This is a genomic window from Candidatus Blastococcus massiliensis AP3 (assembly GCF_000582785.1).
Lineage (GTDB): Bacteria > Actinomycetota > Actinomycetes > Mycobacteriales > Geodermatophilaceae > Blastococcus > Blastococcus massiliensis.
The window spans coordinates 295643-322623 of sequence record NZ_HG931175.1 but is presented as its reverse complement, the minus strand read 5'-3'; the positions used below and the strand labels follow the sequence as shown (position 1 = coordinate 322623).

Annotated in this window: 29 protein-coding genes and 1 pseudogene; 17 read left to right on the top strand and 13 right to left on the bottom strand. The window is 73.1% G+C overall.

The features are described from left to right. The first annotated feature begins 1 nt into the window (after position 1). From BN344_RS15715 to BN344_RS21235, 3 genes and pseudogenes are all read left to right on the top strand, one after another. Positions 2-1201, top strand: coding sequence for a CaiB/BaiF CoA transferase family protein (locus tag BN344_RS15715; RefSeq protein ID WP_040339508.1), 1200 nt, complete (start codon positions 2-4; stop codon positions 1199-1201). After that, positions 1198-1473, top strand: coding sequence for a hypothetical protein (locus tag BN344_RS20825; RefSeq protein WP_051516014.1), 276 nt, complete (start codon positions 1198-1200; stop codon positions 1471-1473). Before BN344_RS15715 ends, BN344_RS20825 begins: the two co-directional genes overlap by 4 nt. Next, positions 1395-1571, top strand: a pseudogene (locus BN344_RS21235) (hypothetical protein); the annotation flags it as partial. The gene BN344_RS20825 and the pseudogene BN344_RS21235, both read left to right, overlap by 79 nt. 137 nt (positions 1572-1708) lie before the next feature. Here the strand turns inward: BN344_RS21235 and BN344_RS20820 are convergent. After that, the gene (locus BN344_RS20820) at positions 1709-2008 is read right to left on the bottom strand and encodes a hypothetical protein (RefSeq protein WP_231486919.1); all 300 of its coding nucleotides are present in this window, start codon (positions 2006-2008) and stop codon (positions 1709-1711) included. 166 nt (positions 2009-2174) lie between these two features. On the opposite strand from BN344_RS20820, the gene BN344_RS15705 reads away from it, so the two are divergent. Beyond that, positions 2175-3023 carry an alpha/beta fold hydrolase gene (locus BN344_RS15705; RefSeq protein WP_040339507.1) on the top strand — a complete coding sequence of 283 codons (849 nt, stop codon included), beginning with the start codon at positions 2175-2177 and terminating at the stop codon, positions 3021-3023. Continuing rightward, entirely contained in the window at positions 3020-3379 is a 360-nt protein-coding gene (locus BN344_RS15700) for an MmcQ/YjbR family DNA-binding protein (protein ID WP_081788687.1), read from the top strand. The genes BN344_RS15705 and BN344_RS15700 overlap by 4 nt, the downstream gene beginning before the upstream one ends. Positions 3380-3389: 10 nt before the next feature. On the opposite strand, the gene BN344_RS15695 is transcribed toward BN344_RS15700, so the two are convergent. The 3 genes from BN344_RS15695 to BN344_RS15685 form a co-directional block, all read right to left on the bottom strand. Further along, the gene (locus BN344_RS15695; protein ID WP_269319927.1) at positions 3390-4247 is read right to left on the bottom strand and encodes a universal stress protein; all 858 of its coding nucleotides are present in this window, start codon (positions 4245-4247) and stop codon (positions 3390-3392) included. A gap of 198 nt (positions 4248-4445) precedes the next feature. Further along, entirely contained in the window at positions 4446-6989 is a 2544-nt protein-coding gene (locus tag BN344_RS15690) for an ABC transporter permease (protein WP_040339505.1), read from the bottom strand. Between the two features lies 1 nt (position 6990). Next, complete coding sequence (locus BN344_RS15685) at positions 6991-7815, bottom strand: ABC transporter ATP-binding protein (protein WP_051516012.1); 825 nt, start codon at positions 7813-7815, stop codon at positions 6991-6993. A gap of 161 nt (positions 7816-7976) precedes the next feature. On the opposite strand from BN344_RS15685, the gene BN344_RS15680 reads away from it, so the two are divergent. The 3 genes from BN344_RS15680 to BN344_RS15670 all read left to right on the top strand — a co-directional run bounded on the left by BN344_RS15680 (position 7977) and on the right by BN344_RS15670 (position 10790). After that, a complete protein-coding gene (locus BN344_RS15680) occupies positions 7977-9056 on the top strand; it encodes an NADH:flavin oxidoreductase (protein WP_040339504.1) in 1080 nt (359 codons plus the stop codon). A 19-nt stretch (positions 9057-9075) separates the two neighbouring features. Next, positions 9076-10476: an MFS transporter gene (locus tag BN344_RS15675; protein ID WP_051516011.1), complete on the top strand. Its 1401-nt coding sequence runs from the start codon at positions 9076-9078 to the stop codon at positions 10474-10476. Positions 10477-10580: 104 nt separating this feature from the next. Beyond that, positions 10581-10790, top strand: a complete 210-nt coding sequence (locus BN344_RS15670) for a dodecin (protein WP_040339503.1) — start codon at positions 10581-10583, stop codon at positions 10788-10790. Here BN344_RS15670 and BN344_RS15665 read toward each other — a convergent pair. The 5 genes from BN344_RS15665 to BN344_RS19985 are packed head-to-tail and all read right to left on the bottom strand — an operon-like array spanning position 10774 to position 15193. After that, a complete protein-coding gene (locus tag BN344_RS15665; RefSeq protein WP_040339502.1) occupies positions 10774-11235 on the bottom strand; it encodes a hypothetical protein in 462 nt (153 codons plus the stop codon). The genes BN344_RS15670 and BN344_RS15665 overlap by 17 nt on opposite strands. Before the next feature lie 8 nt (positions 11236-11243). Beyond that, the gene (locus BN344_RS15660) at positions 11244-11636 is read right to left on the bottom strand and encodes a VOC family protein (RefSeq protein WP_040339501.1); all 393 of its coding nucleotides are present in this window, start codon (positions 11634-11636) and stop codon (positions 11244-11246) included. Between the two features lie 57 nt (positions 11637-11693). Next, positions 11694-13100: an aldehyde dehydrogenase family protein gene (locus BN344_RS15655; protein WP_040339500.1), complete on the bottom strand. Its 1407-nt coding sequence runs from the start codon at positions 13098-13100 to the stop codon at positions 11694-11696. 33 nt (positions 13101-13133) lie between these two features. Continuing rightward, the gene (locus tag BN344_RS15650; RefSeq protein ID WP_051516010.1) at positions 13134-14198 is read right to left on the bottom strand and encodes a phosphotransferase family protein; all 1065 of its coding nucleotides are present in this window, start codon (positions 14196-14198) and stop codon (positions 13134-13136) included. Then, positions 14192-15193: a hypothetical protein gene (locus tag BN344_RS19985; RefSeq protein ID WP_040339499.1), complete on the bottom strand. Its 1002-nt coding sequence runs from the start codon at positions 15191-15193 to the stop codon at positions 14192-14194. The genes BN344_RS15650 and BN344_RS19985 overlap by 7 nt, the downstream gene beginning before the upstream one ends. A 144-nt stretch (positions 15194-15337) precedes the next feature. On the opposite strand from BN344_RS19985, the gene BN344_RS15640 reads away from it, so the two are divergent. From BN344_RS15640 to serA, 4 genes are all read left to right on the top strand, one after another. Next, on the top strand, positions 15338-15808 hold the full coding sequence (locus BN344_RS15640; protein ID WP_040339498.1) for a MarR family winged helix-turn-helix transcriptional regulator: 471 nt from the start codon (positions 15338-15340) through the stop codon (positions 15806-15808). After that, positions 15805-17295, top strand: a complete 1491-nt coding sequence (locus tag BN344_RS15635; protein ID WP_051516009.1) for a DHA2 family efflux MFS transporter permease subunit — start codon at positions 15805-15807, stop codon at positions 17293-17295. The genes BN344_RS15640 and BN344_RS15635 overlap by 4 nt, the downstream gene beginning before the upstream one ends. Positions 17296-17419: 124 nt before the next feature. Further along, positions 17420-17818: a nuclear transport factor 2 family protein gene (locus BN344_RS15630; protein ID WP_040339497.1), complete on the top strand. Its 399-nt coding sequence runs from the start codon at positions 17420-17422 to the stop codon at positions 17816-17818. A gap of 29 nt (positions 17819-17847) precedes the next feature. Beyond that, entirely contained in the window at positions 17848-19056 is a 1209-nt protein-coding gene (gene serA / locus BN344_RS15625; RefSeq protein ID WP_040339496.1) for a phosphoglycerate dehydrogenase, read from the top strand. Positions 19057-19064: 8 nt separating this feature from the next. On the opposite strand, the gene BN344_RS15620 is transcribed toward serA, so the two are convergent. From BN344_RS15620 to BN344_RS15610, 3 genes are read right to left on the bottom strand one after another with little or no spacing between them, the layout of a single operon-like run. Then, positions 19065-19268, bottom strand: coding sequence for a zinc ribbon domain-containing protein (locus BN344_RS15620; protein WP_040339993.1), 204 nt, complete (start codon positions 19266-19268; stop codon positions 19065-19067). Between the two features lie 59 nt (positions 19269-19327). Further along, positions 19328-19741 (bottom strand): hypothetical protein, encoded by a 414-nt coding sequence (locus BN344_RS19185; protein ID WP_051516008.1) that lies wholly within the window; start codon positions 19739-19741, stop codon positions 19328-19330. After that, the gene (locus BN344_RS15610) at positions 19738-21546 is read right to left on the bottom strand and encodes a carbon starvation CstA family protein (RefSeq protein WP_051516007.1); all 1809 of its coding nucleotides are present in this window, start codon (positions 21544-21546) and stop codon (positions 19738-19740) included. Before BN344_RS15610 ends, BN344_RS19185 begins: the two co-directional genes overlap by 4 nt. Before the next feature lie 146 nt (positions 21547-21692). On the opposite strand from BN344_RS15610, the gene BN344_RS15605 reads away from it, so the two are divergent. Further along, positions 21693-22385 (top strand): hypothetical protein, encoded by a 693-nt coding sequence (locus tag BN344_RS15605; protein WP_081788683.1) that lies wholly within the window; start codon positions 21693-21695, stop codon positions 22383-22385. Between the two features lie 57 nt (positions 22386-22442). Here BN344_RS15605 and BN344_RS15600 read toward each other — a convergent pair whose 3' ends face one another. Then, on the bottom strand, positions 22443-23699 hold the full coding sequence (locus BN344_RS15600; protein WP_231486917.1) for an acyl-CoA dehydrogenase family protein: 1257 nt from the start codon (positions 23697-23699) through the stop codon (positions 22443-22445). Between the two features lie 230 nt (positions 23700-23929). On the opposite strand from BN344_RS15600, the gene BN344_RS21075 reads away from it, so the two are divergent. Genes BN344_RS21075 through BN344_RS15585 form a run of 4 tightly spaced genes read left to right on the top strand, consistent with a single transcriptional unit; the run spans position 23930 to position 26964 of the window. After that, complete coding sequence (locus tag BN344_RS21075) at positions 23930-24064, top strand: hypothetical protein (protein WP_269319917.1); 135 nt, start codon at positions 23930-23932, stop codon at positions 24062-24064. Between the two features lie 17 nt (positions 24065-24081). Next, the gene (locus BN344_RS15595; protein ID WP_040339989.1) at positions 24082-24936 is read left to right on the top strand and encodes a patatin-like phospholipase family protein; all 855 of its coding nucleotides are present in this window, start codon (positions 24082-24084) and stop codon (positions 24934-24936) included. 1 nt (position 24937) lies between these two features. Further along, the gene (locus tag BN344_RS15590; protein WP_081788682.1) at positions 24938-26038 is read left to right on the top strand and encodes a lysophospholipid acyltransferase family protein; all 1101 of its coding nucleotides are present in this window, start codon (positions 24938-24940) and stop codon (positions 26036-26038) included. Between the two features lie 17 nt (positions 26039-26055). Then, complete coding sequence (locus tag BN344_RS15585) at positions 26056-26964, top strand: NAD-dependent epimerase/dehydratase family protein (protein WP_040339987.1); 909 nt, start codon at positions 26056-26058, stop codon at positions 26962-26964. Positions 26965-26981: the final 17 nt, after the last annotated feature.

Sequence of the window (26981 nt, the reverse complement as noted above, 5' to 3'; positions counted from 1 at the left end):
GATGACTCTGCCGCTCGACGGCGTCACGGTCGTCGCCCTGGAGCAGGCGGTGGCCGCACCCTTCGCCACCCGGCAGTTCGCCGACCTCGGCGCCCGGGTCATCAAGGTGGAGAAGACCGACGGCGGCGACTTCGCCCGCGAGTACGACCACGTCGTCCACGGCACCGGTGCCCACTTCGTGTGGCTCAACCGCGGCAAGGAGTCGATCGCGGTCGATCTCAAGACCGAGGAGGGCCGCGCGGTCGTCCGGCGCCTCGTCGACGCCGCCGACGTGTTCGTGCAGAACCTCGCGCCCGGCGCCGCGGCGCGGCTCGGGCTGGGCGCCGAGGAGCTGCGGCGGGACCACCCGGAGCTGGTCGTGGTGGACATGTCCGGCTTCGGTGCCGGTGGCCCGCTGGAGCAGCGCAAGGCCTACGACATGCTGATCCAGGCCGAGACCGGCCTCATCTCGATCACCGGCACCCCCGAGACCCCGGTGAAGACCGGCATCCCGACCGCGGACATCGCCTCCGGCGTGTACTGCGCCCAGTCCGTGCTGGCCGCCCTCCTGCGCCGGGCCCGCACGGGGGAGGGTGCGCAGATCGAGGTGACGATGCTCGAGTCGACCGTCGAGTGGCTCGGGCACGCGATGTACACGCAGATGCACACCGGCAGCCAGCCGCCGCGGATGGGGCTGAGCCACGCCGCGATCGCGCCGTACGACGCGTATCCCACCCACGACGGCCAGGTGCTCATCGGCGTCCAGAACGATCGCGGCTGGCGGACCCTGGTCACCGAGGTCCTCGGCGCACCGGAGCTCGCCGACGACCCCCGGTTCGCCACGAACGTGCAACGGGTGCGCAACCGGACCGAGTGCGACACCGAGGTGGCGGTCCGGACCGCCCGGTGGGCGACCGCCGAGCTGGACGCCCTGCTCGCGGCCGCGGGGATCCCGGCGGCCCAGATCAAGGACGTCGCCCAGGTCGTCGAGCACCCGCAGCTGCGGGCCCGGCAGCGCTGGCGGACGATCGGCACCGAGCACGCGCCGGTGCAGGCGCTGCTGCCGCCGGCCACCTTCGCGGACGTCGAGGCCGCCATGGGCGACGTCCCCGCGCTGGGGCAGCACACGCACGCGCTGCTCGTCGAGTCGGGCCTGGCACCCGACGCGGCCGACGACGTGATCCGCCGCGGAGTGGCGGTGCAGGCTGCCGCGTCCGCGTGACACCGGAGGTCCGCCTCGCGGGGCCCGAGGACGTCCCGGCCGCCGCCGCGGTGCTGGCGGAGGCGTTCGCGGACTACGCCTGGACCCGTTGGACGGTCGACGCGGCCGACCACGAGCAGCGCCTGCTCGCCCTGCGCCGGCTGTTCCTCGAGGAGGTCGCGCTGCCCTTCGGCCGGGTCGACGTCGGCTCGGTCTGGATGCCGGGCACCGGCGTGCCCGAGGACGTCTGGCTGCGTGTAGGGCCGGGCACCGCCCGAGACAGCCGCACCTGACGCTGGGCAGCCTCGGTGTCCTGCCGTCCCTGCACGGTCACGGCTGGGGGACGGCCACCCTCGAACCCGGGCTGGCCAGGGCCGACCAGCAGGCGTTGCCGGTGCACCTCGAGACGAGCGCCGAGGGCAACGTGCGGTTCTACCGCCGGCTCGGCTTCGCGGTCACCGACGTGGTCGACCTGCCCGGCGCCGGACCCCGCACCTGGCTGATGCACCGGGCGCCGAGGACGGCGGGTCAGCCGGGGCCGGCCCGCTCCCCGGCCGCCCCCTCCTCGCCCCAGCGGAGCCAGTGCCGGAGCGCCGGGGACACCGTCCTGTCGTGCTCGACCGGGCGGAGCCGCGTGTGCGAGGGCGTCCGGTGTCCGGCCGGCGGATGCCGGGCGTCCTCGCAGCGGAGGTGCGCGCAGTAGTGCTGGACCGGGGCGAGGTCGCCGGAGCGCCCGCGGGCGAGGACGTCGTGCCGGGCCTCGCGCTCGCAGGCGAGCTTCTCGGCGAGCGACATCTCCGCGGGCCGGCGCGGGGTCGGAGCCGACATGGTGTCCGCCTCCTCCGGGAGGTGCAGGGCCGTGCTGCCGCCTCCGATCGTCCACCCGGTCGTCGGCACCGGACAGAGCCTTTGGGCCGTGGACCCGGGCGATGAGTTCTCCGGCCGGCCGCCGTCTGATCCTGGGAGGCCGACCGGGCCGATGAGGAGGAACGCCGTGGGAACCGTCTCCACCAACGGGGTGACGCTGGGCGTCCAGTTCTTCGGTGAGGACGACGCGCCGCTCGTCCTCCTCGCCGGCGGGCCGACGATGCTCTCCTGGCCGGACGCCCTCTGCGAGCGCCTCGCAGCCGGCGGGCGACGCGTCGTCCGCTACGACCTGCGGGACAGCGGGGCGTCGACGACCGCGGACCCGGAGGCCCCCGCCTACACCCTGCGTGACCTCGCTGCCGACGCGGCGGCCCTCGCCGCGAGCCTCGGCGGTGGCCCCGCACTGCTGGCGGGGATCGGGGTCGGCGGGATGGTCGCCCAGGTCGCCGCCCTGGATCATCCGGGCAGGTTCTCGGGCCTCGTGCTGGCCGGCACCCGCGCGGTGGCGCCCGGCGCGGTCGACCCCGACCTCCCCGACCACGACCCGGCCGTGATGAGCCGGCTGTTCTCGCAGCCGATGCCCGACTGGACCGACCGCGAGGCGGTGGCGCAGTTCGCCGCGGCAGGCGCGGCGGTCCTCGGGGACGACCCGGCCGAAGCGCGCGACGTCGCCGCGCGCATCTGGAACCGCACCGCCGAGTCCTCGCCCGCCGTCCACCTGGCCAACCAGCTGGGCACGGTCTTCGCCCGGCTCGACTGCGCCCCGCGGTGGCGCGAGCGGCTGGGCGCGATCGGCGTCCCCACGCTCGTCGTCCACGGCCGCCGGGACCCGTTCTTCCCCGTCGGGAACGGGGAGGCGCTCGCTCGTGAGATCCCCGGGGCGCGGCTGCTCGTCCTGGACGAGGCCGCCACCGCGATACCGGTCGCGGCGGCCGGTGCGGTCGCCGACGCGATCCTGGCGCTCGGCCGGCCGTGAACGGCGACCCGGCCGGGGTGACGGTCGGCGCGGCCCGGGCGATCGCAGCGACGCTGCCGCGGTCGTACGAGGCCTTCGTGCGGGACGAGCTGCGCCTCCGCGTGGGCCGCACGGTGTACGCCGCCTTCTCCCGCGACGAGACCGTCATGGGGTTCGCCCATCCGCGGGACGAGCGGGAGGCGCTGGTGGCCTCGGCGCCCTCCACGTTCCTCCTGCCGCGGCAGTCCGAGCTGCGCTTCCAGTGGGTCTGCGTCCGGCTCGCCGCGATCGACGTCGACGAGCTGGAGGAACTGCTGGTCGACGCCTGGCGCATGTGCGTGCCGAAGAAGGTCGCCGCCGCCTACGACGGGCGCTGACCCGCAGACGTCAGTCGCGGAGTGGGACCACCGCGACCGGGCAGGACGCGCGGTGGAGCACGCCGTTCATGGTCGATCCCAGGCGCGCCAGCCGGCCACGGTGCCGGTGGCCGACGACGAGCAGCTCGGCGGCGTCCGAGGCGGCGAGCAGGGCGGCCGTGGCGCGGTCCCGAGCGACGGTCTCCCGGATCGCGACCCCGGGTGCCTCGGTGCGCCACCGTGCGACCGCGTCGGTCAGGACGTGCTGCTCCTGCTCCTCGACGGCGGTCCAGTCCACCAGCGGCTGGTAAGCCCCGAGTGCCGCCACCATGGCCACCTCCTGCCACGCGTGCAGGGCCACGAGGTCGGTGCGCCGTGCGGCGGCTTCGGCCACGGCGAAGGCGAGCACCTCGTCGTCACCGGGTCGTCCCTCGACGCCCACGACCACCGGCTGCCGCCCCGGCTCGGCGTCGTCCGGCTCGTCGGGCAGCGCGATCACGGGACACTCCGACTGCTGCACCACCGCCCCGGCGGTGGAGCCCAGGATCATGCCGGGGAGTCCACCCACGCCGCGGCGGCCGATGACGATCACCTCGGCCTCGGCCGAGAGGGCGAGCAGGCCGTCCACCGGGTGGTCGTCGATCACCTCGGCGCCGACATCCGTGAGGCCGGTGGTCTGCCGCACCGTGTCGGCGGCGGACTCCACCAGCGCGGTGGCGCTGTCCGCGAACCGGGCCCTGATCTCCGGGCCGGCCATCGGCAGCGCGTCGTCGATGCCCTTCCTGGGGGTCACGTGTACGACCAGGAGGCCCAGGCCCCGGCGCCGGGCGACTCCCGCCGCGTACACGGCGGCCCTGGTCGACGACTCCGAGCCGTCGACCCCGACCACCACCCGTCCGCCTGCGGACGATCCCGAGCCTGCCACCGCGCACCTCCGTCGCTCGAGGACGCCGATCCGGGCGCCCGTGCCGTGCTGCACGGCCGGTGGTCCGCGTGCAGCGTCCTCACCCGCCACGGAGAGCCTGCCCTATGGCGGTCCCCGTCCGGTCGGCCAGCCCGGAGGCCACCGGCGCCCGGCGGCGTGGCCTCAGGCCCGGGCGATGGCGTCCAGGACCTGCAACCGGGCGGCCCGCCGGGCCGGACCCACCGCGGCCAGCACGCCGATGAGCGCGGCGACCAGCAGGAACACCGCCATCCGGGGGATCGGCACGACCAGCTCGGTGATGCCCTGCTCCTCCAGTGCCCGGGCGAGGGCGACCCCGAACAGGGTGCCGAGCACCAGCCCCAGCACCGCGCCGTAGATCGAGATGACCACGGCCTCCAGCCGCACCATGCGGCGCAGCTGAGCGCGGCTGAGCCCGACCGCGCGCAGCAGCCCGATCTCGCGGGTCCGCTCGATCACCGACATGGCGAGGGTGTTCACGATGCCCAGCGCGGCGATGATCACCGACAGCACCAGCATGGCGTTGATGAGCAGGAGCAGCTGGTCGACCTGCCCCTTCTGCTCGTCCTGGAACTCCGTCCGGTCCTTGAGCTCGACGATCGGGTAGGCCGTGAGCACCTCGTCCAGCCCGGACCGGACGTCGGCCGGCGCCGCCCCGTCGGCGAGGCCCACGAACAGGAAGCGGTCCAGGGGCACGCCGCCGGCGCCGGACAGCGTGTCGAGGGAGACCACGGTGGAGCCGATCACCTGGTTGGACTCGAAGATGCCGGAGACCGTCAGCTCCTGCTCGCGCCCGTCGAGGGTGAGCACGTCGACGGTGTCGCCCACGCCCCAGCCGCGGCCCTGCGCCGTCGCCTCGTCGACGAGCAGCCCGGAGTTCCCGAGCCCCTCGGCGGAGCCGTCCACCCAGGTGAGCTCGATGCTGCGGTCCAGACCGCCGGGGTCGACCGCGGTGAGGAACGTGGTCTGCTCGTCGAGCTGGGCCTGGCCCCAGCGCAGCGGCATGACCCCTTCGACGTCGTCGACCTCGGCGAGCCGGCTCGCGACGTCGGGGCTGAACGGCTGTCCGACGGCGCTCGAGACGACGAACTCCGCGCGCACCGACCCCGCGATCAGCTTCTCGATGCTGGCGTTCGTCGAGGCGCCGATGACGCTGAAGGCGCTCACCAGCGCGAGGCCGATCATCAGCGCCGAGGCCGTGGCGGCGGTGCGGCGCGGATTGCGGACCGCGTTCTCCTGGGCCAGCCGTCCCGTCGTGCCCCAGACCCGCGGCAGCACGGCGCCGACCGCGCCCAGGAACGGCCGGGCCAGCACCGGGCTCAGCGCCGTGGCGCCCAGGATCAGCAGGAGGGCACCGAGCCCGACGAGCGAGGCGGCGGTGCTCCCGTCCTCGGACATCGAACCGGTCACCAGCGACACCAGTCCGCCGAGGGCCAGCACGACCCCGATGACGGTGCGCCGGCGCAGCCCGCGCTGCTGGGCGACGACGTCGTCGCGCATCGCCGCCACCGGCGGCATCTGCGCGGCCCGCCGGGCCGGCACGTAGGCGGCCACCAGGGTGACCAGGACGCCCACGACGTAGGCCCAGAGGACGGTGTCCAGCGCGAACACGAGGTCGCCGTCCAGCGTCAGGCCGAAGGAACCGAACAGCGCCCGCAGCCCGGCGGCGATCCCGTACCCCGCGGCGAGCCCCACGGTCGACCCGACGAGCCCCACGGCCAGCGCCTCGCCCAGGACCGAGCGGGTCACCTGCCCCCGGCTGGCGCCGAGCGCGCGGAGCAGCGCCAGTTCCTTGGTGCGCTGCGCGACCAGCATCGAGAACGTGTTGAGGATGATGAACGTGCCGACGAAGAGCGCGATGCCGGCGAAGACCAGCAGGAAGATGTTGAAGAACTGCAGGGCCTCGGAGAAGTCCGAGGCGAGGGTCTCCGCCTGCTCGGTCGCGGTCTTCACGTCGTAGTCGTCGCCGACGACCGCGGCCACCCGGTCGGTCAGCTCGTCGGGGTCGACGCCGTCGGCTGCGTCCACCCCGATGGCGGTGAACTGCCCGGGGGCCGTGAGCAGCTCCTGGGCCGTCGCCGTGTCGAACGCGGTGAGGGTCGCGCCGGCCAGCCCGCCCTCCTCGCCGAACCGGAAGGTGCCGACGAGCTCGGCCTCGATGCGGGGCCCGGGCGTGAGCAGGATGATGGTGTCGCCGACCTGGTGGCCGGTCTCCTCGGCGGCGTTCGTGTCGATCATGACCTCGCCGGGGCCGGTGACCGCGCGCCCGTCGATGAGGGTGAGGGGCGAGAGCGACGCCTCGGTGTCCCAGCTGATGCCCAGCCCGGGGGCACCGCCGGTGTCGAGCACCTCGCCGTCCTTCTCGAGGATGTAGACGCCCTCGGCCTGGACGCTGCCCTCGACGGCCGCGACCCCCTCGACCTCGGCGATCCGGTCGACCAGCTCGGCCGGCACGTAGGTCGCCGTGCCGCCGGTCCCGGTCCCGGCGAGGCCTTGATCGAAGGCTGTGGCGCGGGTGACGTTGACGTCGGCGGAGGTGCTCTCGAACAGGTCGTTGAACGTCTTGCTCAGGGTGTCGGTGAAGATCAGCGTCCCGACGACGAAGGCGACGCCCAGGACGATCGCCAGCCCGGACATGGCCAGGCGCAGCTTGTGCGCGAGCAGGTTGCGCCAGGTGGTCCGCCACACGTCAGTGCGCCTCTGCCCGCGGACCGTCGCCCACCACGGCCGCGTCCGGACCGGTGCGGGGGACGCCCTCGCGATCGAAGGCCTTCATCCGCTCCAGCACGCGGTCGGCGGTGGGTTCGTGCATCTCGTCGACGATCCGGCCGTCGGCGAGGAAGAGGACCCGGTCCGCGTAGCCGGCGGCGGACGGGTCGTGCGTCACCATGACGATCGTCTGACCCATCTCGCGCACCGAGCGGCGGAGGAAGTCCAGGACATCGGCGCCGCTGCGGGAGTCGAGGTTCCCGGTCGGCTCGTCGGCGAAGACGATCTCCGGGCGGCCGGCCAGCGCGCGTGCGCAGGCCACCCGCTGCTGCTGCCCGCCCGACAACTCGGTGGGGCGGTGCGTGAGCCGGGGCCGCAGGCCGACGGTGTCGATGACGTGATCCAGCCACTCGCGGTCGGGTGTGCGACCCGCGATGTCCATCGGCAGCGTGATGTTCTCCAGCGCGGTCAGCGTCGGCAGCAGGTTGTACGCCTGGAACACGAAGCCGACCCGGTCGCGCCGGAGCACGGTGAGCGCCTTGTCGTCGAGCGTGGTGAGCTCGACGTCGCCGATGTACGCCTGCCCCTCGGTCACCGAGTCGAGCCCGGCCATGCAGTGCATCAGGGTCGACTTGCCCGAGCCCGAGGGCCCCATGATCGCCGTGAAGCGCCCGCGGTCGAAGTCCACGTCGACCTTGTCGAGCGCCACCACCTGGGTGTCGCCCTCGCCGTAGATCTTGCTGAGCGACCGGGCGCGGGCCGCGGGCGCGGGGGAGTGGCCGTCCGTGGACGGGAGGGAAGTCACCGGAACTCCAGGGTTCGAATGGACAGCGGTCCGCCTGCGCGGGCAAGGCTAGGGAAGTGCCGGAGCAGCCGGTAGGGGTTTTCGGGTGGGGCGGGACGATCCCGAGGCCGATCGGCCGAGCCGGCGGGAAGCCGTCCGGGGCTCCGCCGTACATTCGGCCGGTGTCCGACCTCTTCGCGCCCCTGACGCTCGCCCACGGCCCCGCCGCGCCGAACCGGGTGTGGCTCGCCCCGCTCACCAACACGCAGAGCCACCCCGACGGGACGCTGTCCGACGAGGAACTGCACTGGCTGGCGCTGCGGGCTCGCGGCGGGCACGGCCTGACCATGACCTGTGCCGCGCACGTCCAGGCCGGCGGGCAGGGCTTCCCCGGTCAGCTCGGCGTCTTCTCCGACGACCACCTCCCCGGGCTGACCCGCCTGGCCGCCGCGGTCAAGGACGCCGGGTCGCTCGCGTCCCTGCAGCTGCACCACGCCGGCAACCGGTCGCCGCGCGAACTGGTCGGGCAGCCGGTCGGGGCGTCGGACGACGAGCAGAGCGGTGCCCGCGCGATGACCCTCGACGAGGTCGGGCAGCTGGTCGAGGACTTCGCCTCGGCGGCCCACCGGGCCGAGCGCGCCGGGTTCGACGGCGTCGAGCTCCACGGCGCGCACGGCTACGTGCTCGCCCAGTTCCTCTCGCCCGAGGTCAACCAGCGCACCGACGAGTACGGCGGCTCCCTGGAGAACCGCGCCCGCCTGCTGTTCGAGGTGCTCGCCGCGGTGCGGGCGCGCTGCGGCGCCGACTTCCAGGTGGGCATCCGGCTCTCGCCCGAGCGCTTCGGTCTGCGCCTCGGAGAGATCCGGGACGTCGCCGCCCAGGTCCTGCTGTCCGACGACGTCGACTACCTGGACATGTCGCTCTGGGACGTGGCCAAGCAGCCGAAGGAGGAGGCCTACCAGGACCGGCCCCTGATGGACTGGTTCACCGACCTCGACCGCGGCACCACCCGCCTCGGCGTGGCCGGCAAATTGCGGACCGGGCAGGAGGCGGCCGAGACCCTCGAGCGGGGCGCCGACTTCGTGATGGTCGGCCGGGCGGCGATCCTGCACCACGACTTCCCCGATCAGGTGCGGCGGGACGGCGGCTTCGTGCCGGTCCCGACGCCGGTGACCCCGGACCACCTCACCGCCGAGGGGCTCTCGCCGGTGTTCGTCGAGTACATGCGCAACTGGCGCGGTTTCGTCGCCGACGCGTCCTGACCCGCCGGCGCCGACCCCGGTGAGCGACGGTCCCGATCCCGACGAACCGGCGGAGCCGCCGGAGGTCCTCGACCCCCGGCGCCGTCGCTGGGTGCTGGTCGCCTGTCTGGCGGGCATGTTCGCCACGACGTTCCCGGCGACCATCCTCACCATCGCCGTCCAGCCGATCGCGCTCGACCTGGACTCCGCGCCGTCGACGGTGCTGTGGGTGACCACGGCGCCCCTGCTGGCCGCCGCGGTCAGCACGCCGCTGCTGGGGCGCCTGGGCGACATCCGCGGGCACCGCCGGCTGTTCCTGACGGGCATGGTCGTCGCCGGGCTCTTCGCCGTGGCGACGGCGCTGGCGTGGAACGCCGGCAGCCTGATCACCGCCCGCACCGTGTCCCAGCTGGGTGCGGCCGCCACGGTGCCGAGCTCGTTCGCCATGCTCTTCCGCGCCCATCCGCCGGCCCAGCGGGTCAGGGTCTCGTCGCTGGCCTCGGCCACCCTCGCCGGGGCCGCCGTGATCGGGGTGGTCATCGGCGGCCCGCTCGTGGACCTCGTCGGCTGGCGGATCATCTTCGCCGTCCAGGCGGCCGTCTGCGCCGCCGCGCTGCTGGCGGCCCTGCCCGTCCTGCCGGCCGATCCGCGCGACCGGGTCCGCGTGCCCCTGGACCTGCCGGGGGCGCTGGCCCTGGCGGTGCTCACCCTGTCGGTGACCTTCGGCATCAACCGCCTCGGGGTCTGGGGGTGGGCGCCGCTGCCGCTGGCCTGCCTCGCCGTCGCCCCGTTCGCCCTCTGGGCCCTCGTCCGCATCGAGAGGCGGTCGGCGTCGCCGCTGCTGCCGATCCGGGTGCTGTCGTCGAGGAACACCCGGGTGGTGACCGTGGCGAGCTTCCTGCTCGGGGCCGGGTGGATGGGCAACTTCGTGCTCACGCCGCTGCTCATGCAGTCGGTCATGGGGTTGTCCGCGGGGCTGACCTCGCTGCTGAGCGTGCCGCGCGCGACGTTCATCGTGGCTGCCGCCCCGACGGCCTCGCGCTGGGGCCAGCGTTTCGGCGAGCGCCGGATGGTGGTGGTCGCCTCGGCCGGGCTGGCTCTCGTGATGGGGTCGATGTCCATCGGTGCGGCGGCCACCTCCGTGGTCGCCATCGCGATCGCGCTGCCGCTGTCGGGGTGGGCGTTCGGGCATGCGCAGCCGGGCCTGCTCTCGGCCATGGGCCACGCCGTCGACGAGCGGGACTTCGGGCTGGCGACGTCCCTCCAGCAGACCGCGATGCAGATCGGTTCGGTGGTCGGGATCGGCCTGTTCACCGCCGTCGCCGGCGACGCCACGACCCCGGGACCCTTCGTCCTCGTCTACCTGCTGACCGCCGCCTGCGTCCTGGCCGCCGTCCCGGTCGCGCTGCTCATGCGCGACGGGCACAGCCGCCCGCGCTGACCGCGCCGCCGGGGAGCACCCGCCGGGCGGCGCGTCCGCCGTCGAGCCGCCACGATGAACCCGTGCCGGCGTCCCGGCCGCACCAGAACCCCCGAGGAGGGGCCGTGTCCAACCACGTCTACCGGCTCAGCGAGATCGTGGGCAGCAGCCCCACGAGCGTCGACGACGCGATCCGCACCGGCATCCGCAAGGCGGCGGCGACCGTTCGCAACATCGAGTGGTTCGAGGTCGGGGAGATCCGCGGTCAGGTCGTCGACGGCGACGTCGCGCACGTCCAGGTGGCACTGAAGATCGGCTTCAGGGTCGAGGACTGACCTCGGCGCGGGGCACCAGGGAAGCCACCAGCGCCACCCCGCAGACGACCAGCGCGGCATAGGTCCCCGCGGCGCCGGGCGGGGTCCCGAGGGTCTCCAGCGGCTTCATCGACCCGATCAGCAACCGGAGGAGGGCCTCCAGCACGGCGGCCGCCAACATCATCGGCACGAGTCCCCGGTAGCGCGCCAGGACCACCCAGACGAGCACGGCCATGGACAGCTGCGCGCCACCCCAGTGACCGAGCAGCGCGACCACGTCGGAGCCACCCTCGACGTCGACGTCGATGGTCGCGATGGACCCGGCTCCGCTGTCACCGAGGAAGACGTGCACCAGGCTGCGGCCGGTGGCCACCACGTTGTAGAGCAGGAGGACGACGACGGCCCACCGCGCTCCGCGGTACTCGCCCGCCTGCCGGGGGAGCAGCAGCCGGACGTCCGGTCGCACCCGGGGACCTAGAGCCAGAGCTCGAACTGGATGCCGTCGGGGTCCTCGAAGGACACGAACCGCCCGAGGTCCAGGACGCGCACGGGGGAGTGGGGCACGCCCTGCTCGTCGAGGTGGGCGATCCACCGGTCGAGTTCGGCCTCGTCGGCGACCTTGAAGGCGAAGTGGTCCAGGCCGGTCCGACGGTGGTCGAACGCGCCGGCCGAGCTGCCGTCGTACTGGCACAGCCCGACGACGAAGAAGCTCGCCCGGTCCAGGAGCAGGATGCGCGGGGAGCCCGCCTCGTCCGCGCCGTACCGGCGCAGCTCCTGGAGACCGAGGACGCGCCGGTACCAGTCGGCACTGGCCTCCATGTCGCGGACGGTGAGAGCGAGGTGCGAGGCGCCGGCGAGGGAGGGCATCCCGCGATCCTGGCAGCCGCTCCGGGGTCCGACCAGGGGGATCGGTGGCAGCCGGTGCTACTGCTTGCGCCGGTGCACCACCTGCAGGTCCGTGAAGCTCTTGTAGCCCCACGTCCCGTTCTCCACGCCGACGCCGCTCCACTTGAACCCGCCGAACGGCAGGTGGGGCGCCAGTGCCGCGTGCGTGTTCACCCACGCGGATCCGGCGTCCAGGCGCCGGGCGACGCTCTCGCCCCGCTCGGTGTCGGTGGCCCAGACCGACGCCCCGAGCCCGAAGCTGGTGGCGTTGGCGCGCTCCACGGCGTCGTCGAGGTCCCGGTAGGGGATGACCGGCAGGGCCGGGCCGAACTGCTCCTCGTCGACGATCGCGGTCCCGTCCCGGGCGCCGGTGAGGATGGTCGGCGCGAAGAAGTAGCCCGGCCGCTCGAGGGCCGTTCCTCCGGCGACGGCCCGGGCTCCGGACGACAGTGCGCCGTCGACCAGGGCCCTGACCCGGTCGAACTGGGGGCGGTTGTTGATCGGGCCGAACTGCGTCTTCTCGTCCATGCCGTCGCCGACGACGGCGCGCTCGGCCTCCGCGACGAGGGCGTCGACGACCGCGTCGTGCAGGCGCTCCGGGACGTAGACGCGCTTGACCGCGATGCACGTCTGGCCGTTGTTCTGGAACGCCGCGGAGAACAGCTGCTTGCCGATCACGGCGGGATCGGCGTCGTCCAGCACGATGGCGGGGTCGTTGCCGCCGAGTTCGAGGGTCACCCGCTTCAGGTCCGCGGCGGAGGCCACCGCCACCTTCTTCCCGGCGCTGACCGATCCGGTGAAGCTGACCTTGCGCGGCGTGGGGTGGGCGGTCATCGCGGCGCCCAGCGCGTCCCCGCCGGTGACGACGTTGAGCACGCCGGGCGGCAGCGCCCGGTTGAGGACCTCCACCATCGCGAGCGAGGACAGCGGCGTGTACGGGGAGGGCTTGAGGACGACCGTGTTGCCGGCGCGCAGGGCCGGGGCGATCTTCCACGAGGACAGCAGCAGCGGGAAGTTCCAGGGGGCGATCGCGGCCACGACGCCGATCGGCCGGCGCACGACCTCGACGAAGGCCGCGTCGTCGTCCTGGAGGATCTCGCGCTCCACCTCGAGGTCGGCGTAGTACTGCAGCCACATGCCGACGCCCGCCACCTCGAAGATGGCCTCGTTCAGCGGCTTGCCCTGCTCCTGGGTGAGCAGGGGAGCGATCCGGGGGATGGCGTCGTTGAGGGCCGCCGCGGCCGAGCGCAGCGCGTCGCGGCGTGCGTCGTCGTCGAGCTTCCAGGAGCGGAACGCCCGCTCGGCACCGGCCATGGCGTCGTCCAGGATCACCGCGTCGGCCTCCGGCGCGGTCGCGAAGGGCTCTCCCGTCGCCGGGTTGATCACGTCGAACCGGTTCGAGGAGTCCCGGGACTCGCCGTCGATGGTCATCAGGTGCTGGGTCACGTCGGTGTCCTTGGGTCGAGGGAGGAGGGAGGGTCAGACCAGGACGTCGGCGGCGTCGAGGTCGAGGGCGTGCCGCGCGTGCCGGTCGGCCATGGCCAGGAACATCGCGTCGCCGCGGTCGGTGCGCTTCACGCTCATGGACGCCAGCACCGCCATGGACAGGCCGGCCCAGGTGCCACGCCGGTAGTCCAGCCAGCAGTCGTCCCAGGCGTAGCCGGTGACGCCGGCCGCGAGCAGGCCGTCGTGGTAGCTCCGGACGAGGCCGTCCTCGGCCTCGCGCCGGACCTCGGGCGCCAGGCCCGCGCCGAGGAAGTACGCGACGTCGCTCGGCCCGACGCCGGTCCCGCAGGTTTGCCAGTCGACGACGGTGACGGCGCCGTCCGGCGCGATGAGCAGGTTGTCCAGGCGGTAGTCGGTGTGCGTCACGGTGGCGACGCGGTCGGCGGCCCGCCCGGTGGCCAGCCGGCTGAAGTACACGTCACCCGCCTGCTTCACGTGCGGCAGCAGCGAGGCCGCGTACCGCTCCTGGAAGCCCGCCCACAGCATCGGCAGCACCTCGCCGAGCAGCGCTCCCCGGCCCTCGGGGTCGCCGTGCAGCCAGTCGAGCTGCGCGAGCGACGGGTCGCCCCACAGCGGCGCGTGCAGGTTGACCAGCTCCGCCACGGCGGCGGCGGCGACGTCGGTGTCGCAGCCGCGCAGCTGGTCGCCCGGCTGGGCGGGTGCGAGGTCCTCGAGCAGCAGCACGAAGGACGCCGTCGCCAGGTCGAGGTCGGCGTAGTGCAGGCGGGGCGTGCGGACCGGCAGCCGCTCGGCCAGCTCCTGGTAGAAGCGGACCTCCTTCTCGTACGAGCGGAAGGCTCGGGCGGTGGCCCGGCTGCCCTCGTCCGCGGCAGGCAGCTTGGCGACGAGGGACGCGGGCCCGGCCGCCGGGTCGTCGTAGGTCAGGCGGACCCGGACGCTGTCGCACATCTGCCCCGTGCCGAGCGGCCGCACCTCCGCGTCGACGACGCGCGCGCGGTCGAGGGAGCCGGAGGCGGTGAGGGCGGCGGTGAGCCACTCCGGCGTCAGTGCCCCGGGCGTGTCGGCGATGGTCAGCACGGCAGGACCCCGGCGACCTCGGTGTCGGGGAAGAACCGGTGGTGGCGGGCGCCGGTCACCTCGTACACGGCGGTGCCGCTCCGCCCGTCGCCGGTGCGGACGCGCACCACGTTGAGCCCGCCGCGGTGGAAGGGCTCGTACGGCCGGACGAAGTCGCCCTCGGCCTCGACGTCGATCGTCCGGCCGTCGGCGAGGACGAAACGGCAGCTGCCCGCGAGCCCGGAGACCTGCTCGCCGTTCGTCCCGTAGGCCACGACGGCGCCGTCGCGGCCGCGCCAGTCGACGTCGTAGGTGAAGCCCACGACGGGGACCGGATCGCTGCCGTCGGCTCCGGCCCAGCAGCCGTCGGTGTAGATCGTGGCGCCGTTGGCCAGCTCCCAGTGCCAGACGCCGAGCATCCCGTCGTCGAGCTGGATCTGGAACCAGATCCACAGCGGGCACCGGTCGTGGTCGCGCACACCCCACGAGTGGTCCCGTTGGCCCACCCATCCGTCGACCCGGTGCTCGACGCCACCGGCGGTGTAGGTGCCCGACCAGGTGCCCGACTGCAGGATGTGGCTCTGGTCCCAGACGATGCCGTCGGTCGCCCGCATCGTGCCGCGGCGCAGGCCGTAGGGCTGGGTGCGGGCGCGGAACACGAGGTCCACCCCGATGGGGCTGACGTCGGGGTCGGCCCAGAGCCGGACCTCCCGCCAGGGCTCGACGATCTCGACGCGTGCGCCGGGGACCTCGGGGGTGTGCGGGTCGTCGCCCAGTGACCGGGCTCCGGAGTGCAGGATCTGCTCGCCACCGACCCGGCCCATCTGGAGGCTGTCCATCAGGTCCGCCGCCGGCCGCACCGCCAGGGTGAAGAAGACGGCGTCCCCGGTGCCCGACGGGTCGTGGATGTCGAAGAAGTGGCTCTCCCGCCAGTAGGGATGGGGCGTCGCGACGGCCGGGAGCAGCTCGGGCAGTTGGTGGACGAGTTGCTCGTCAGCGGCGGTCGGCCGGGCCACGGTTCCTCCTGAGGTGGTGTGACCCGGGACACTAGCGAGCCGCCGATCGGACGCGTCGAAGACGTGCACCTGTGACCCAGCAGTCATTGTGATGTAGCAAACATTTCACTTCGTCAAAGGTTGCAATCGCGTTACCGTCCTCCGGTGCCCGGCCGACCTGACGAGCTCCACGACGTGCTCGTGGAGTTCCTGACCCGTCTGATGAACCTCAGCGAGTCCGACGGTCTGGACGCGCTCATCGAGAGCGACCTGTCGTTCTCCCAGGCCCGCACCCTGTTCCTGCTGGCCAAGACCCCCGAGCCGTTGCCCATCAACGCCGTCGCCGACGCCCTCGGGCTCTCGGTGGCCGCGGCGGGGCGGAACGTCGACCAGCTCCTGCAGCTGGACCTCGTCGAGCGGCGGGAGAGCGCGACCGACCGCCGCGTCAAGCTCGTCTCGCTGACACCGGTCGGCGAGCGGCTCGCGGCGCAGCACATCGAGGCCAAGCGCGACTCGGTGAAGGCGTTCACGGACGCCCTGCCCCCGGAGCAGCGCGACCAGCTGCACCGGGCACTCACGGACATCCTCGCGGGCGGCGTCCTCCGCCCGCGTACAGACCAGGAGAACGACCAGTGACCAGCTCCGCCCCACCGCTGCCGCCGGTGTACCCCGAGAAGATCGACGGGCCGGTCCTCAAGATCGCCGGTGTCGTCGTCCTCGGCGCGATCATGTCGATCCTCGACATCACCGTGGTCAGCGTCGCGCTGCCGACCTTTCAGGAGGTCTTCGGCGCCACCTACGCGACCGTCGCCTGGACCATGACGGCCTACACGCTGGCCCTGGCCACCGTCATCCCGCTCACCGGCTGGGCCGCCGACCGCTTCGGCACGAAGCGCCTCTACCTCGCGGCGCTGTTCCTCTTCACCGCCGGATCCGTGCTGTGCGCGATGGCCACCTCGATCGAGATGCTGATCGCCTTCCGCGTCCTGCAGGGCCTCGGCGGCGGCATGCTCATGCCGCTGGGCATGACGATCCTGACCCGTGCCGCCGGCCCGGACCGCATCGGCCGGCTCATGGCCGTGCTCGGCATCCCGATGCTGCTCGGCCCGATCACGGGCCCGATCCTCGGTGGCTGGCTCATCGACATCGCGTCGTGGGAGTGGATCTTCCTGATCAACCTGCCGATCGGCATCGCGGCCCTCGCGTACGCGCTGCGGGTGCTCCCCAAGGACGAGCCGAGCCCGACCGAGCCGTTCGACGTCACGGGCATGCTGCTGCTCTCGCCGGGCCTGGCCCTGTTCCTGTTCGGTGTCTCCTCGATCGCCGAAGGCGGCGAGGGCGCGTCCTTCGGCCCGCGGGTGTGGATCTCGGCGACCATCGGCGTCCTGCTGATCCTCGGCTTCGTCCAGCATGCGCTGCGGACGGAGAAGCCGCTGATCGACCTGCGCCTGTTCAAGAACCGCCGCCTGACGATCGCCACGATCGCGATGTTCGTCTTCGTGATCGCGTTCATGGGAGCCGGGCTGCTGTTCCCGTCGTACTTCCTGCAGGTGCGCGGTGAGACGACGCTGATGGCCGGACTGCTGATCGCCCCGCAGGGCCTGGGCGCCATGGTGACGATGCCGATCGCCGGCGTCCTCGCCGACAAGGTGCCGATCGGCCGCACCGTGCCGGTCGCCCTGCTGGTGATGGCGAGCGGCTTCTTCGTCTTCACGCAGGTCGACGCCGACACCTCGTACCTGGTGCTGTGCGGCGCGCTGTTCGTGATGGGCCTCGGCATGGGCGGCACGATGATGCCGATCATGACCTCGGCGCTGAAGTCGCTGACCAACGCCGAGGTCGCCCGCGGTTCGACGCTGGTCAACATCGTCCAGCAGATCGGTGGCTCCATCGGCACCGCCGTGCTGTCGGTCGTCCTGACCAACCAGCTCACGTCTCGGCTCCCGGGGTTCACCGACCCGCTGCAGTCCATGGCCGAGGGCTTCGGGACGACGTTCACCGTCGCGTTCGTCCTGATCCTCCTCGCCCTGATCCCCGTCGCCTTCCTGCCCCGCAGGAAGGAGGAGTCGAACCTCCTCGACGAGGAGGACGACGCAGCGCCGGCCCCGGTGCTCCTGCACTGACCCACCGGCACGCACGGCGACGGCCCCACCGGTTCCCCGGTGGGGCCGTCGCCGTATCCGGTGCGACACCCCGACCGGCAGGATCGGTTCCGGGCGCGCCCGCGCCCGCGACCGAGGAGGCTCCGTGATCGACGACGTGATCGCCCGCTGGCACCGCTACATGGGAGGCGAGCTCCCCGGCGGTCTGGACGAACTGCTGGCCGACGACGTCGTCTTCTACTCCCCGGTGGTCTACACGCCGCAGCGGGGGAAGGCGATCACGACGCAGTACCTCGCGGCGGCGGCACACGCCCTGGCCGGCGGGGGAGAGGGTGCCTTCCGCTACACGAAGGAGGTCCTCGCCGGGGACACCGCGGTGCTCGAGTTCGAGACGAGCGTCGACGGCACGTACGTGAACGGCGTCGACATCATCCGGTGCGACGACGGGGGCCGGATCGTGGAGTTCCGCGTGATGATCCGGCCCCTGCGGGCGATCAACGCCGTGCACGAGCAGATGGGCCGCCTGCTGGCCGCCGGCGGCTGACGGACGCCCGAATCGGACATACTCGGGCGATGCCGAACGCCCTCCTGCTGGAGAACATCGATCCGGTCGCGGTGGAGGTCCTGTCCTCCGCCGGGTACGCGGTGGAGTCGCGCCGAGGGGCGCTGGACGAGGCCGACCTGGCGGCCGCCCTCGACGGGGTCTCCCTGCTGGGCATCCGGTCGAAGACGCAGGTGACGGCCGACGTGCTCCGTCAGCGTCCGGAGCTCGCCGCCGTGGGGGCCTTCTGCATCGGCACCAACCAGATCGACCTCGCGGCCGCCGCGACAGCCGGGGTGGCGGTGTTCAACGCGCCGTACTCGAACACCCGCAGCGTGGTCGAGCTGGCGCTGGCGGAGATCATCTGCCTGGCCCGCCGGCTGATCGACCGGGACCGCGCGCTGCACGAGGGCACCTGGGACAAGTCGGCGTCCGGGAGCCACGAGATCCGCGGGCGCACCCTCGGCATCGTCGGGTACGGCAACATCGGCAGCCAGCTCTCGGTGCTGGCCGAGGCGCTGGGCATGCGGGTCGTCTACTACGACCTCGAGGACAAGCTCGCCCTCGGCAACGCGGAGCGCTGCGGCTCGCTGGAGGAGCTGCTCGAGCGGGCGGAGGCCGTCACCCTGCACGTGGACGGCCGCGGCGGCAACGCCGGGCTCTTCGGTGCCGAGCAGTTCGCCCGGATGCGGCCGCGCAGCCTGTTCCTCAACCTCTCCCGCGGTTTCGTCGTCGACCACGAGGCACTGCGCGAGCACGTGCTCAGCGGCCACATCGCGGGGGCTGCCGTGGACGTGTTCCCGGAGGAGCCGCGCGAGCAGGGCGATCCGTTCGACTCGGTGCTGCGGGGGCTGCCCAACGTCGTCCTCACGCCGCACGTCGGCGGGTCGACCCAGGAAGCGCAGCACGACATCGGGCGCTTCGTCGCCGGCAAGCTGGTGGACTACCTGCGGGCGGGGACGACGACGCTGAGCGTCAACATGCCCACCGTCGCGCTGCACGGCTCCTCGGCTGCCCGTTTCGCGCTGCTGCACCGGAACGTGCCCGGCGTCCTGGCCCGGGTGGACTCGCTGGTGGGCGAGCACGGGCTGAACGTGGACGGTCAGGTCCTGGCCACCCGGGGGGAGCTGGGGTACGCGGTCACCGACGTCAGTGCCGCACTGCCCCCGGCCCTGCTGGCCGCGCTGCAGGAGCTGCCGGAGACCGTCCGCCTGTCGACGTGCGGGACCGGCACCGCCTGACCATCTGCTCAGACCTCGACGGCGGTGCCGCAGATGCCGCAGACCTCCAGCTGCCGTCGGCCCCAGCGGGCGATGGGGAGGAAGAAGACGGTGACCTGCCTGACCGTCCGCACCCGCGCCCAGGTCGTGGTGTTCCCGCAGTTCGGGCAGGTTCGGGTCGCCCCGGGGCCCAGGTCCCGTTCCTTGGTGCCGAAGCCGAAGAGGAAGAACACCCCGCCACCGTAGGGAGCGCGACCCACCGCCGCCCGGTGAGCGGTCGCTCGTCCCAGGGTCAGCGCGGGAGTGCTCGACGCAGCGCGGGCTCCTGCCCGACCAGCCTGACGACGTCGGTGGGTGCCGGCAGGCCCCCGGAGATCACCACCACGCCGTCGACGAGGACCGAGGACACCGCCATGCCCGCCCGCACGGAGCGGTAGAGGGCGATCCCGCGCATGCCGCGACGGCGCCCCCCGCGGATCAGCTCGGGCAGCAGCCAGAGCCAGTTCGACGGTGCGACCACCTGGATGTCCACGGGGTGGGGGAAGGCGGATCGCAGGGCCCGGTAGACCTCGCCCACCTCGTCCCGGGGCGGAGGATGGCAGTGCGAGCCGCCCTCGTCGAAGGGCCGGACGTCGCCCCCGCAGCACCCACCGCCGGCCGGAGCCGCCGAGCGGGTGCCGCGGACGAGGACGATCCGGGAGGTCACCGGCGCGTGCCTCCCGTCGGTCCCTCCGTGGGCCCGGACGTGGACTCGCCACGCTCGGGGTTCGCCCGCGCCACGGCCGACTCGTCGGTGCGGCCGGTCCCGTCGTCGGCTCCACTCACCCCCCGGCGGTCGGCGAACGCGGACCGCAGGGCGAGCGCCGCCTCGGCCATCAGCCACAGCGCGAGGACGAAGATCACCGCGTCCAGGGGCGCCAGCACCCACTGCTCGGCCTCGATGAAGTTGCGCAGGTTGAGGATCAGCGCCCACGTCGTCATGACGAGCAGGAACACCAGCGGGACGAGTACCGCCAGCGGGTTCCGTCCGCGGCGGGTGACCCAGACCGCGACCACGGCCAGTGCGAGGCCCGCGGTCAGCTGGTTCGTCGTCCCGAACAGCTGCCAGAGGACGCCGAACGTGTAGCCGGCCTCGCCGCCACCGGGCAGCAGGGCCATGACCAACGGGATGACGACGGCGATGGTCGTGGCGAGGGTCAGGTTCCGGGCGAGCACGCGGATCCCGGTCAGCTCGCCGATCTCCTGCACGACGTAGCGCTGCAGGCGCACGCCGGTGTCCATGGTGGTCGCCGCGAAGCTGATCACGACGACCGCGGCGAAGACCGCGGCGATGTCCAGCGGGACGCCCAGGTTGTTCGCGAACTCGGCGACCCCGTTGACGAAGTTGCCGATCGCGCCGCCGGAGGCCGTCGCGAAGTCGGGGTAGAGCGCCTCCCAGTCGGCCTGGGTGGCGGCCACGCCCGCCGTGGTGGCGAGTACCGACCCGGTGGCGAGGGAGCCCTCACCGACCGCGCCCATGTACCCGACGTAACGGGCGTCGGTCTCCTTGTCCAGCTGCTTGGAGGACGTGCCCGAGGAGACCAGCGAGTGGAAGCCGGAGATGGCGCCGCAGGCGATGGTGATGAACAGGAAGGGGAAGAAGTTCGGCGCATCCTCGGGGACGTCGTTGATCAGCGGGGCCTGGATCTGGTTCATGCCGATGATGACGCCGAGAGCGATCACACCCAGTGCGATGAACAACTGGTGGCTGTTGATGTAGTCGCGCGGCTGCAGCAGCACCCACACCGGGATCCGCGAGGCGATCCAGGTGTAGACGAACAGCAGGATCACCCAGAGGTTGCGGGTCTGGTCGAAGCCGAGTGCCTCGGCCACCCCGTCCAGGGAGACGGGCACCGCGTTGCCGACCAGGATCAGCGCGTACAGCACCACGACGCCGACGATCGAGGGCAGCAGCGCCGACGAGCGGGTCCGGTAGATGTACATGCCGATGCCGATGGCGAGCGGGATCTCCACGACGATCGGGATCACGGCGCCGGGCTGGGCGACGAAGAGGTTCCCGATGACGACGGCGAACACCGCGTTCACCAGCGTCAGGAGGAAGAAGATGATGGCCAGGAAGAGCACGCGGGCGCGGCCGTTGATCACGTCGCCGGCGAGCGTCCCGATGCTCCTCGCCTTGTGCCTGACCGAGACCGCCATGGCGCCGAGGTCGTGGACACCGGCGGCGAAGATGGTGCCGATCACGATCCAGGCCAGGGCCGGCCCCCAGCCCCAGAAGACCGCGATGGCCGGGCCGACGATCGGCGCGGCGCCGGCGACCGAGGTGAAGTGGTGCCCGAAGAGCACGTGCTTGTTGGTGGGCACGAAGTCGACGCCGTCGTTGAACTCGTGCGACGGCGTGACGAACGCCGGGTCCAGGGCGTAGACCTTCCGCGCCAGGTAGAGGGAGTAGTACCGGTACCCGAGGAAGAACAGGATCCCGACCACTGCTCCGACGAGAAAGGCCGGCATGGCAGCTCCAAGGACAGGGCGGCCCCTCGCCGCTTGTACGAGCGAGTAGAAACCATGTGATGGACGTCACAACAGTGGGAGCGGCTGTCCATTCGGCCGGTGTGGCCGAACTGTTATGGCCGGTCGCCGGAAAACCGCCCGCGGCGGTGGGGGTCGTTCCGCTCGTCCTGGAGGGCCGGCCCGCGGTGGCCCTCCCGTGGGCGCAGTGGGAGACGGCGCGCGCGGTCGGCGCGGCGGGGGAGGCGGCCCTGGCCCTCTCCGACCCCCGGCTGACCGGCTCGGCCTGGCGGCCGATGGTGCTCAGTGGGCGGCCGCGGCTGATCGAGGACGGCGACGGCGACCTGTTCGGCGAGCACCTGCTCGACCAGGAGCTCCGGAAGTTCCCGCCGTCGCGCGCGCTGGCGGACTCGGTGATGCTCCGCCGCGAGCACTGGTGGTACCTGCCGCGGCTCGTGATCGTCCTCGAGGACGTCCGTGCTGGTGCGCTGCGTCCGCGCGAGGGGCCGATGGACGTCGTGCTCGGCGTCGACGACGGGGGACTGCACGTGACCACCGCCCGGGTGGCGGACTGGGATGCCGACCCGCTGGTGCTGTCCGGCGGTCCTGTTCCGCAGCAGGGTCCGGCCGTCGCCATCGGGCAGGAGTTCTCCGTGCCGGACGTCGAGCGGTGGACGGTGCACACCACGACGGGTCGCTATGCCGACGGGCGTCTCGCGGAGGTCAGCTCCTCGGGCCCGCGGCAGCTCGAACCGGTCCCTGGGCTCCTGGCCCGGGTACGACGGCAGCGGGCCCTGGAGCGGGCCTGCACGAGCGCGCTGCGGGCCGCCGGTCGGGCGTGAGACGTCGCGCGCCGTGCTCGGAGGCCCGGGAGGCTGCACTCCCGGGCCTCCGCCCGGTCAGGGACCGGCGAAGACGCCTTCGCCGCGGGCCTCGGAGCGACCGGGTGCCGGCTCGTCGTAGCGACCGGCCTCGGCGCGGCCGACCACGAAGTGGTGCACCTCGTCCGGCCCGTCGGCCAGGCGCAGGGTGCGCTGACTGGCGTACATGCCGGCCAGCGGCGTCCACTGGGACACCCCGGTGGCGCCGTGGATCTGGATGGCCTGGTCGATGATCTGGCAGACCTTCTCCGGCACCATCGCCTTCACCGCCGAGACGTAGACCCGGGCCTGGGCGTTGCCCAGCACGTCCATCGCCTTGGCGGCCTTGAGCACCATGAGACGGCAGGCGTCGAGCTCGATGCGCGCCCGCGACACCGTCTCCATGTTCTTGCCGAGGTTCAGGATCGGCTTGCCGAACGCCTCCCGGAACTTGCCCCGGCGGACCATCAGCTCCAGGGCCTTCTCGCCCTGCCCGATGGCCCGCATGCAGTGGTGGATGCGTCCCGGGCCGAGGCGCACCTGGCTGATCTCGAAGCCGCGGCCCTCGCCGAGGAGGATGTTGGCGACGGGCACGCGCACGTCGGTGAACCGGATGCGCATGTGGCCGTGCGGGGCGTCGTCCCGGCCGAAGACCTCCATCGGCTCGAGCACCTGGACGCCCGGGGTGTCCATCGGCACCAGGATCTGGGACTGCTGCTGGTGTGCCGGCGCGTCCGGGTTCGTCTGGCACATGACGATCATGATCTTGCAGCGTGGGTCGCCGGCGCCGGAGATGTAGTACTTCTCGCCGTTCATGACGTACTCGTCGCCGTCGCGAACCGCCTGGAGCCGGACGTTCTTGGCGTCCGAGCTCCCGACATCGGGCTCGGTCATGGCGAAGGCGGAGCGGATCTCGCCGTTGAGCAGCGGCTCCAGCCACTGCGCCTTCTGCTCGGGGGTGCCGACGCGCTCGAGCACCTCCATGTTGCCGGTGTCGGGGGCCGAGCAGTTGAGCGACTCGGAGCCGAGCGGGTACTTGCCGAGCTCGACGGCGATGTAGGCGTAGTCGAGGTTGGTCAGGCCCCCGACCTCGGAGTTGGGCAGGAAGAAGTTCCACAGGCCGGCTTCCTTGGCCTTGGTCTTGGCGCCCTCGAGCGCCTCGAGCTGGCCGGGCGCGTACGACCACCGGTCGGCGCGGCCCTCGCCGAGCCGGAAGAACTCCTCCTGCATCGGCGCGACGACGTCCTCGAGGAAGCGGACGACGCGCTCGTAGAGCGGCCGGGCCTCCTCGCTCATGCGCAAATCGAACAGCTCGGCTGGCTCTGCTCTCTGCATCACATGTCCCTCTCAGCTGGTCTTTCAGGCGGCGGGGTGGCCCGCCGGGAGCGAGCCGAGTGCGTGTCACGACGTGTCCCGACGGAAGGGCGGCACCCCCGAGCCTGGCATGCGGGCGGCCGACCGGTCGGACCGGATCCCGGCGGCCCTCCCGAATCGACGGCGCGCGCGGTCGCGGGCACAGTCGGGGCATGACCGACGCGGAGCAAACCCCCGAGGTGGAGCAGAAGCTGGCGCGGGAGCTGGAGCCGGGACGGCACGCGAGCCCGTCCGAGGGGGTGCTCCAGGACCTGCCGCCGGCGGAGGACGACCCCGCCGAGGCCTGAGGATGGGGCCGCCACGGATGCCGGCCGTCCCCGGTGGCACGGCCTTCGTCCTCGGCGGCGGGGGAGTCCTGGGCGCGGCCGAGGTCGGCATGCTGCAGGCCCTGTTCGAGCACGGGATCCGCCCCGACCTCATCGTGGGCACGTCGGTGGGCGCCATCAACGGCGCGCTCGTCGCCGCCGATCCGGCGGCGGGCGCGGTCGACCGGCTGCGTGCGGTGTGGGAGGAGCTGGCGGCCGCACGGATCTTCGGCGGTTCGGTGCTGTCCCGGATGAACACGCTCGTGCGGACCCGCACCCACCTGCACCCGCGCGAGCCGTTGCGGGATCTGCTCACGGCGCATCTCCCGGTGCGGACCTTCGGCGAGCTGCAGGTGCCGTTCCAGTGCGTCGCGGCCAGCATCGAGCGCGCCGCCGAGCGGTGGTTCACCGAGGGGCCGCTGATCGAGGCCGTGCTCGCGTCCTCCGCCGTCCCCGGGCTCCTGCCGCCGGTCGAGCTGGACGGCGAGCACTACCTGGACGGGGGGCTGGTGCACAGCATCCCGGTCGGCCGGGCGGTCGCTCTCGGAGCGGACACGATCTACGTGCTGCACGTGGGCCGGATCGACCGTCCGCTGCGCCCGCCGACCCGGCCGTGGGAGGTTGCGACCGTGGCTTTCGAGATCGCCCGTCGTCACCGCTTCGCCGCGGACCTGGCCGCGTTGCCGGAGGGGGTCACCGTGCACGTGCTCCCTGCGGGGGACCCCGCTCCGGTCGGTGCCGCGAATCTGCGCTACCGCGACTTCTCCGCCGTGCCCGCCCGCATCGACCTGGCGCACGCCGCGGCCCGCGAGTACCTCGACGGCGTCGCGCCGTCCGGGAACGCGGGCGCCTGACGTGCTCCCGCCCCGCCGCGTCCGTCGCGTCATCGGGCCGCTCCTCATCGGAGCGCTGGTCGCCGGTGTCGCCCTGCTGCCCCTGCTCGTCGTCGTCGCGGGAATCGTCTCGGTGTGGCTGCCGGGGCGCTGGCGCGCGCTGCGGCTGCTGGCGTTCGCGCTGGTGTACCTGGCACTGCAGGTGGCGGCGATGGGGGCCGCGGCGGTGCTCTGGGTGCTCAGCGGCTTCGGCCGCCGCCTGCGGACGCCGAGGTTCCAGGCCGCGCACTACACCGTTCTCCGGCTGGTTCTCGACGCCCTGATGCGCACCGCCCAGCGGCTGTTCGCCCTGCGGCTGGTCACCGACGGCGAGTCGTGGTCACCGCTGGACGACGGGGTGCCCGGCTCCACCAACGCGATGGTGGTGCTCTCGCGGCACGCCGGGCCGGGCGACTCACTCCTGCTCGTCCACACGCTCATGAACCGGGACCACCTGCGCCGGCCACGCGTCGTCCTCAAGGACGTCCTGCAACTCGACCCGGTGATCGACGTCCACCTCAACCGGCTGCCCAACCACTTCGTCTCGTCCGGCCCCGGGGCGGGCGAGCGGTCGGAGGCAGCGATCGCGGACCTGGCCCGTGGCCTGGGGGAGGAGGACGCGCTGCTCATCTTCCCGGAGGGCGCCAACTTCACCCCCGCGCGCCGGACGCGGGCCATCCAGCGACTCCGGGACCGGGGGCACGCGGCAGCGGTCGACCGGGCCGAGGCCATGCAGCGGGTCCTGCCACCGAGACCGGGCGGGGTCGCCGCGGCGCTGACCGCCGCACCGCACGCCGACGTCGTGTTCGTGGCGCACACCGGGCTGGAGCACCTGAGCACGGTGCGGGACATCTGGCGTGGCCTGCCCATGGACAAGACCCTCCACCTGCGCTGGTGGTCGGTCCCCGCCGCGGACGTGCCCCGCGAGGAGCCGCAGCTGACCGCATGGCTGTTCGGGTGGTGGAAGACGATCGACGACTGGATCACCACCACGTCGGCCGCATCGCCGCCGGCCACGGAACGGCGGAGCGCTGTCCGACGCCTCGGCGGCGGACGACGCGCGCAGGGCGCCGTCGCACCGTGACTGGCAGGGTGGAGGACATGACCGATTCCTCGCCCGTCGTCGTCGTGACCGGTGCCAACGGACTGGTGGGCACCGCGGTGTGCCGCGCGCTCGTCGAGCGATCGGCGCAGGTGCGCGCCGTCGTCCGCCGGGCCGGGAGCGCCCCCGCCCTCGACGGCGTCACCGAGCACGTCGGGGACTTCGCGGACGAGTCGTTCGCCCGTGAGGTGACCCGGGGCGCCGACGCGGTCGTCACGACCGTCCACCCCATGGGCTCGTCCCGGGAGGTGCAGCACAGCGTGGGCGTCGAGGGCACGCCCGTCATCGCCCGGGCCGCCAGGGACGCCGGGGTCGCCCGCCTGGTGCACGTGTCCACCGCCGCCGTGTACGACCGCTCCGCCGGGGCCGGCGACGTCGCCGAGGACAGCCCTCTGGCGCCCGAGGGGAGCGGCGCCTACGCCGACACCAAGAACGCCACCGACGCCGCGCTCGCTCAGGTCGACGGGCTCACGACCGTGCTGGTCCGGCCGCCGGCGATCATCGGCGCCGGGGAGACGTCGGTCTGGAACACGCTGCGACCACAGGCGGTCCGGAACGGGGAGCGCCGGGCGAACCCGGAACAGACCTGGAGCTGGGTGCACGTCGACGACCTGGCGGTGCTGATCGCGGACGTGGCCACCGGCGCCGTCGCCACCTCCGACGACCCGGAACGCGGCCCGGTGGCCGGGGGGACGATCCCGGTGATCGTCGCCGGCGAGCGCGCGACCTGGCGGGACTACCTGGGCACGGTGACCGACGCCCTGGGGGTCGCGCCGGAGTGGACCGACGAACCGGTCTGGACCGGGCGGCTGCTCGCCGGCCGCGCGCAGGGGTGGGGTTGGGCGCCGCGGGTGAGCCTCGCGCAGGCGATGGACGAGTTGCGGCAGGGTCTGACGCAGGTCTCGTGACGCGACCGCGTCCTAGG

Coding starts and splice junctions, on each gene's coding strand:
- BN344_RS15715 (WP_040339508.1), top strand. CDS start 2: ATGACTCTGCCGCTCGACGGCGTCACGGTCGTCGCCCTGGAGCAGGCG.
- BN344_RS20820 (WP_231486919.1), bottom strand. CDS start 2,008: ATGTCGGCTCCGACCCCGCGCCGGCCCGCGGAGATGTCGCTCGCCGAG.
- BN344_RS15660 (WP_040339501.1), bottom strand. CDS start 11,636: ATGCCCTCCCTCGCCGGCGCCTCGCACCTCGCTCTCACCGTCCGCGAC.
- serA (WP_040339496.1), top strand. CDS start 17,848: ATGCCGAACGCCCTCCTGCTGGAGAACATCGATCCGGTCGCGGTGGAG.
- BN344_RS15610 (WP_051516007.1), bottom strand. CDS start 21,546: ATGCCGGCCTTTCTCGTCGGAGCAGTGGTCGGGATCCTGTTCTTCCTC.
- BN344_RS15600 (WP_231486917.1), bottom strand. CDS start 23,699: ATGAGCGAGGAGGCCCGGCCGCTCTACGAGCGCGTCGTCCGCTTCCTC.
- BN344_RS21075 (WP_269319917.1), top strand. CDS start 23,930: ATGACCGACGCGGAGCAAACCCCCGAGGTGGAGCAGAAGCTGGCGCGG.
- BN344_RS15595 (WP_040339989.1), top strand. CDS start 24,082: ATGCCGGCCGTCCCCGGTGGCACGGCCTTCGTCCTCGGCGGCGGGGGA.
- BN344_RS15585 (WP_040339987.1), top strand. CDS start 26,056: ATGACCGATTCCTCGCCCGTCGTCGTCGTGACCGGTGCCAACGGACTG.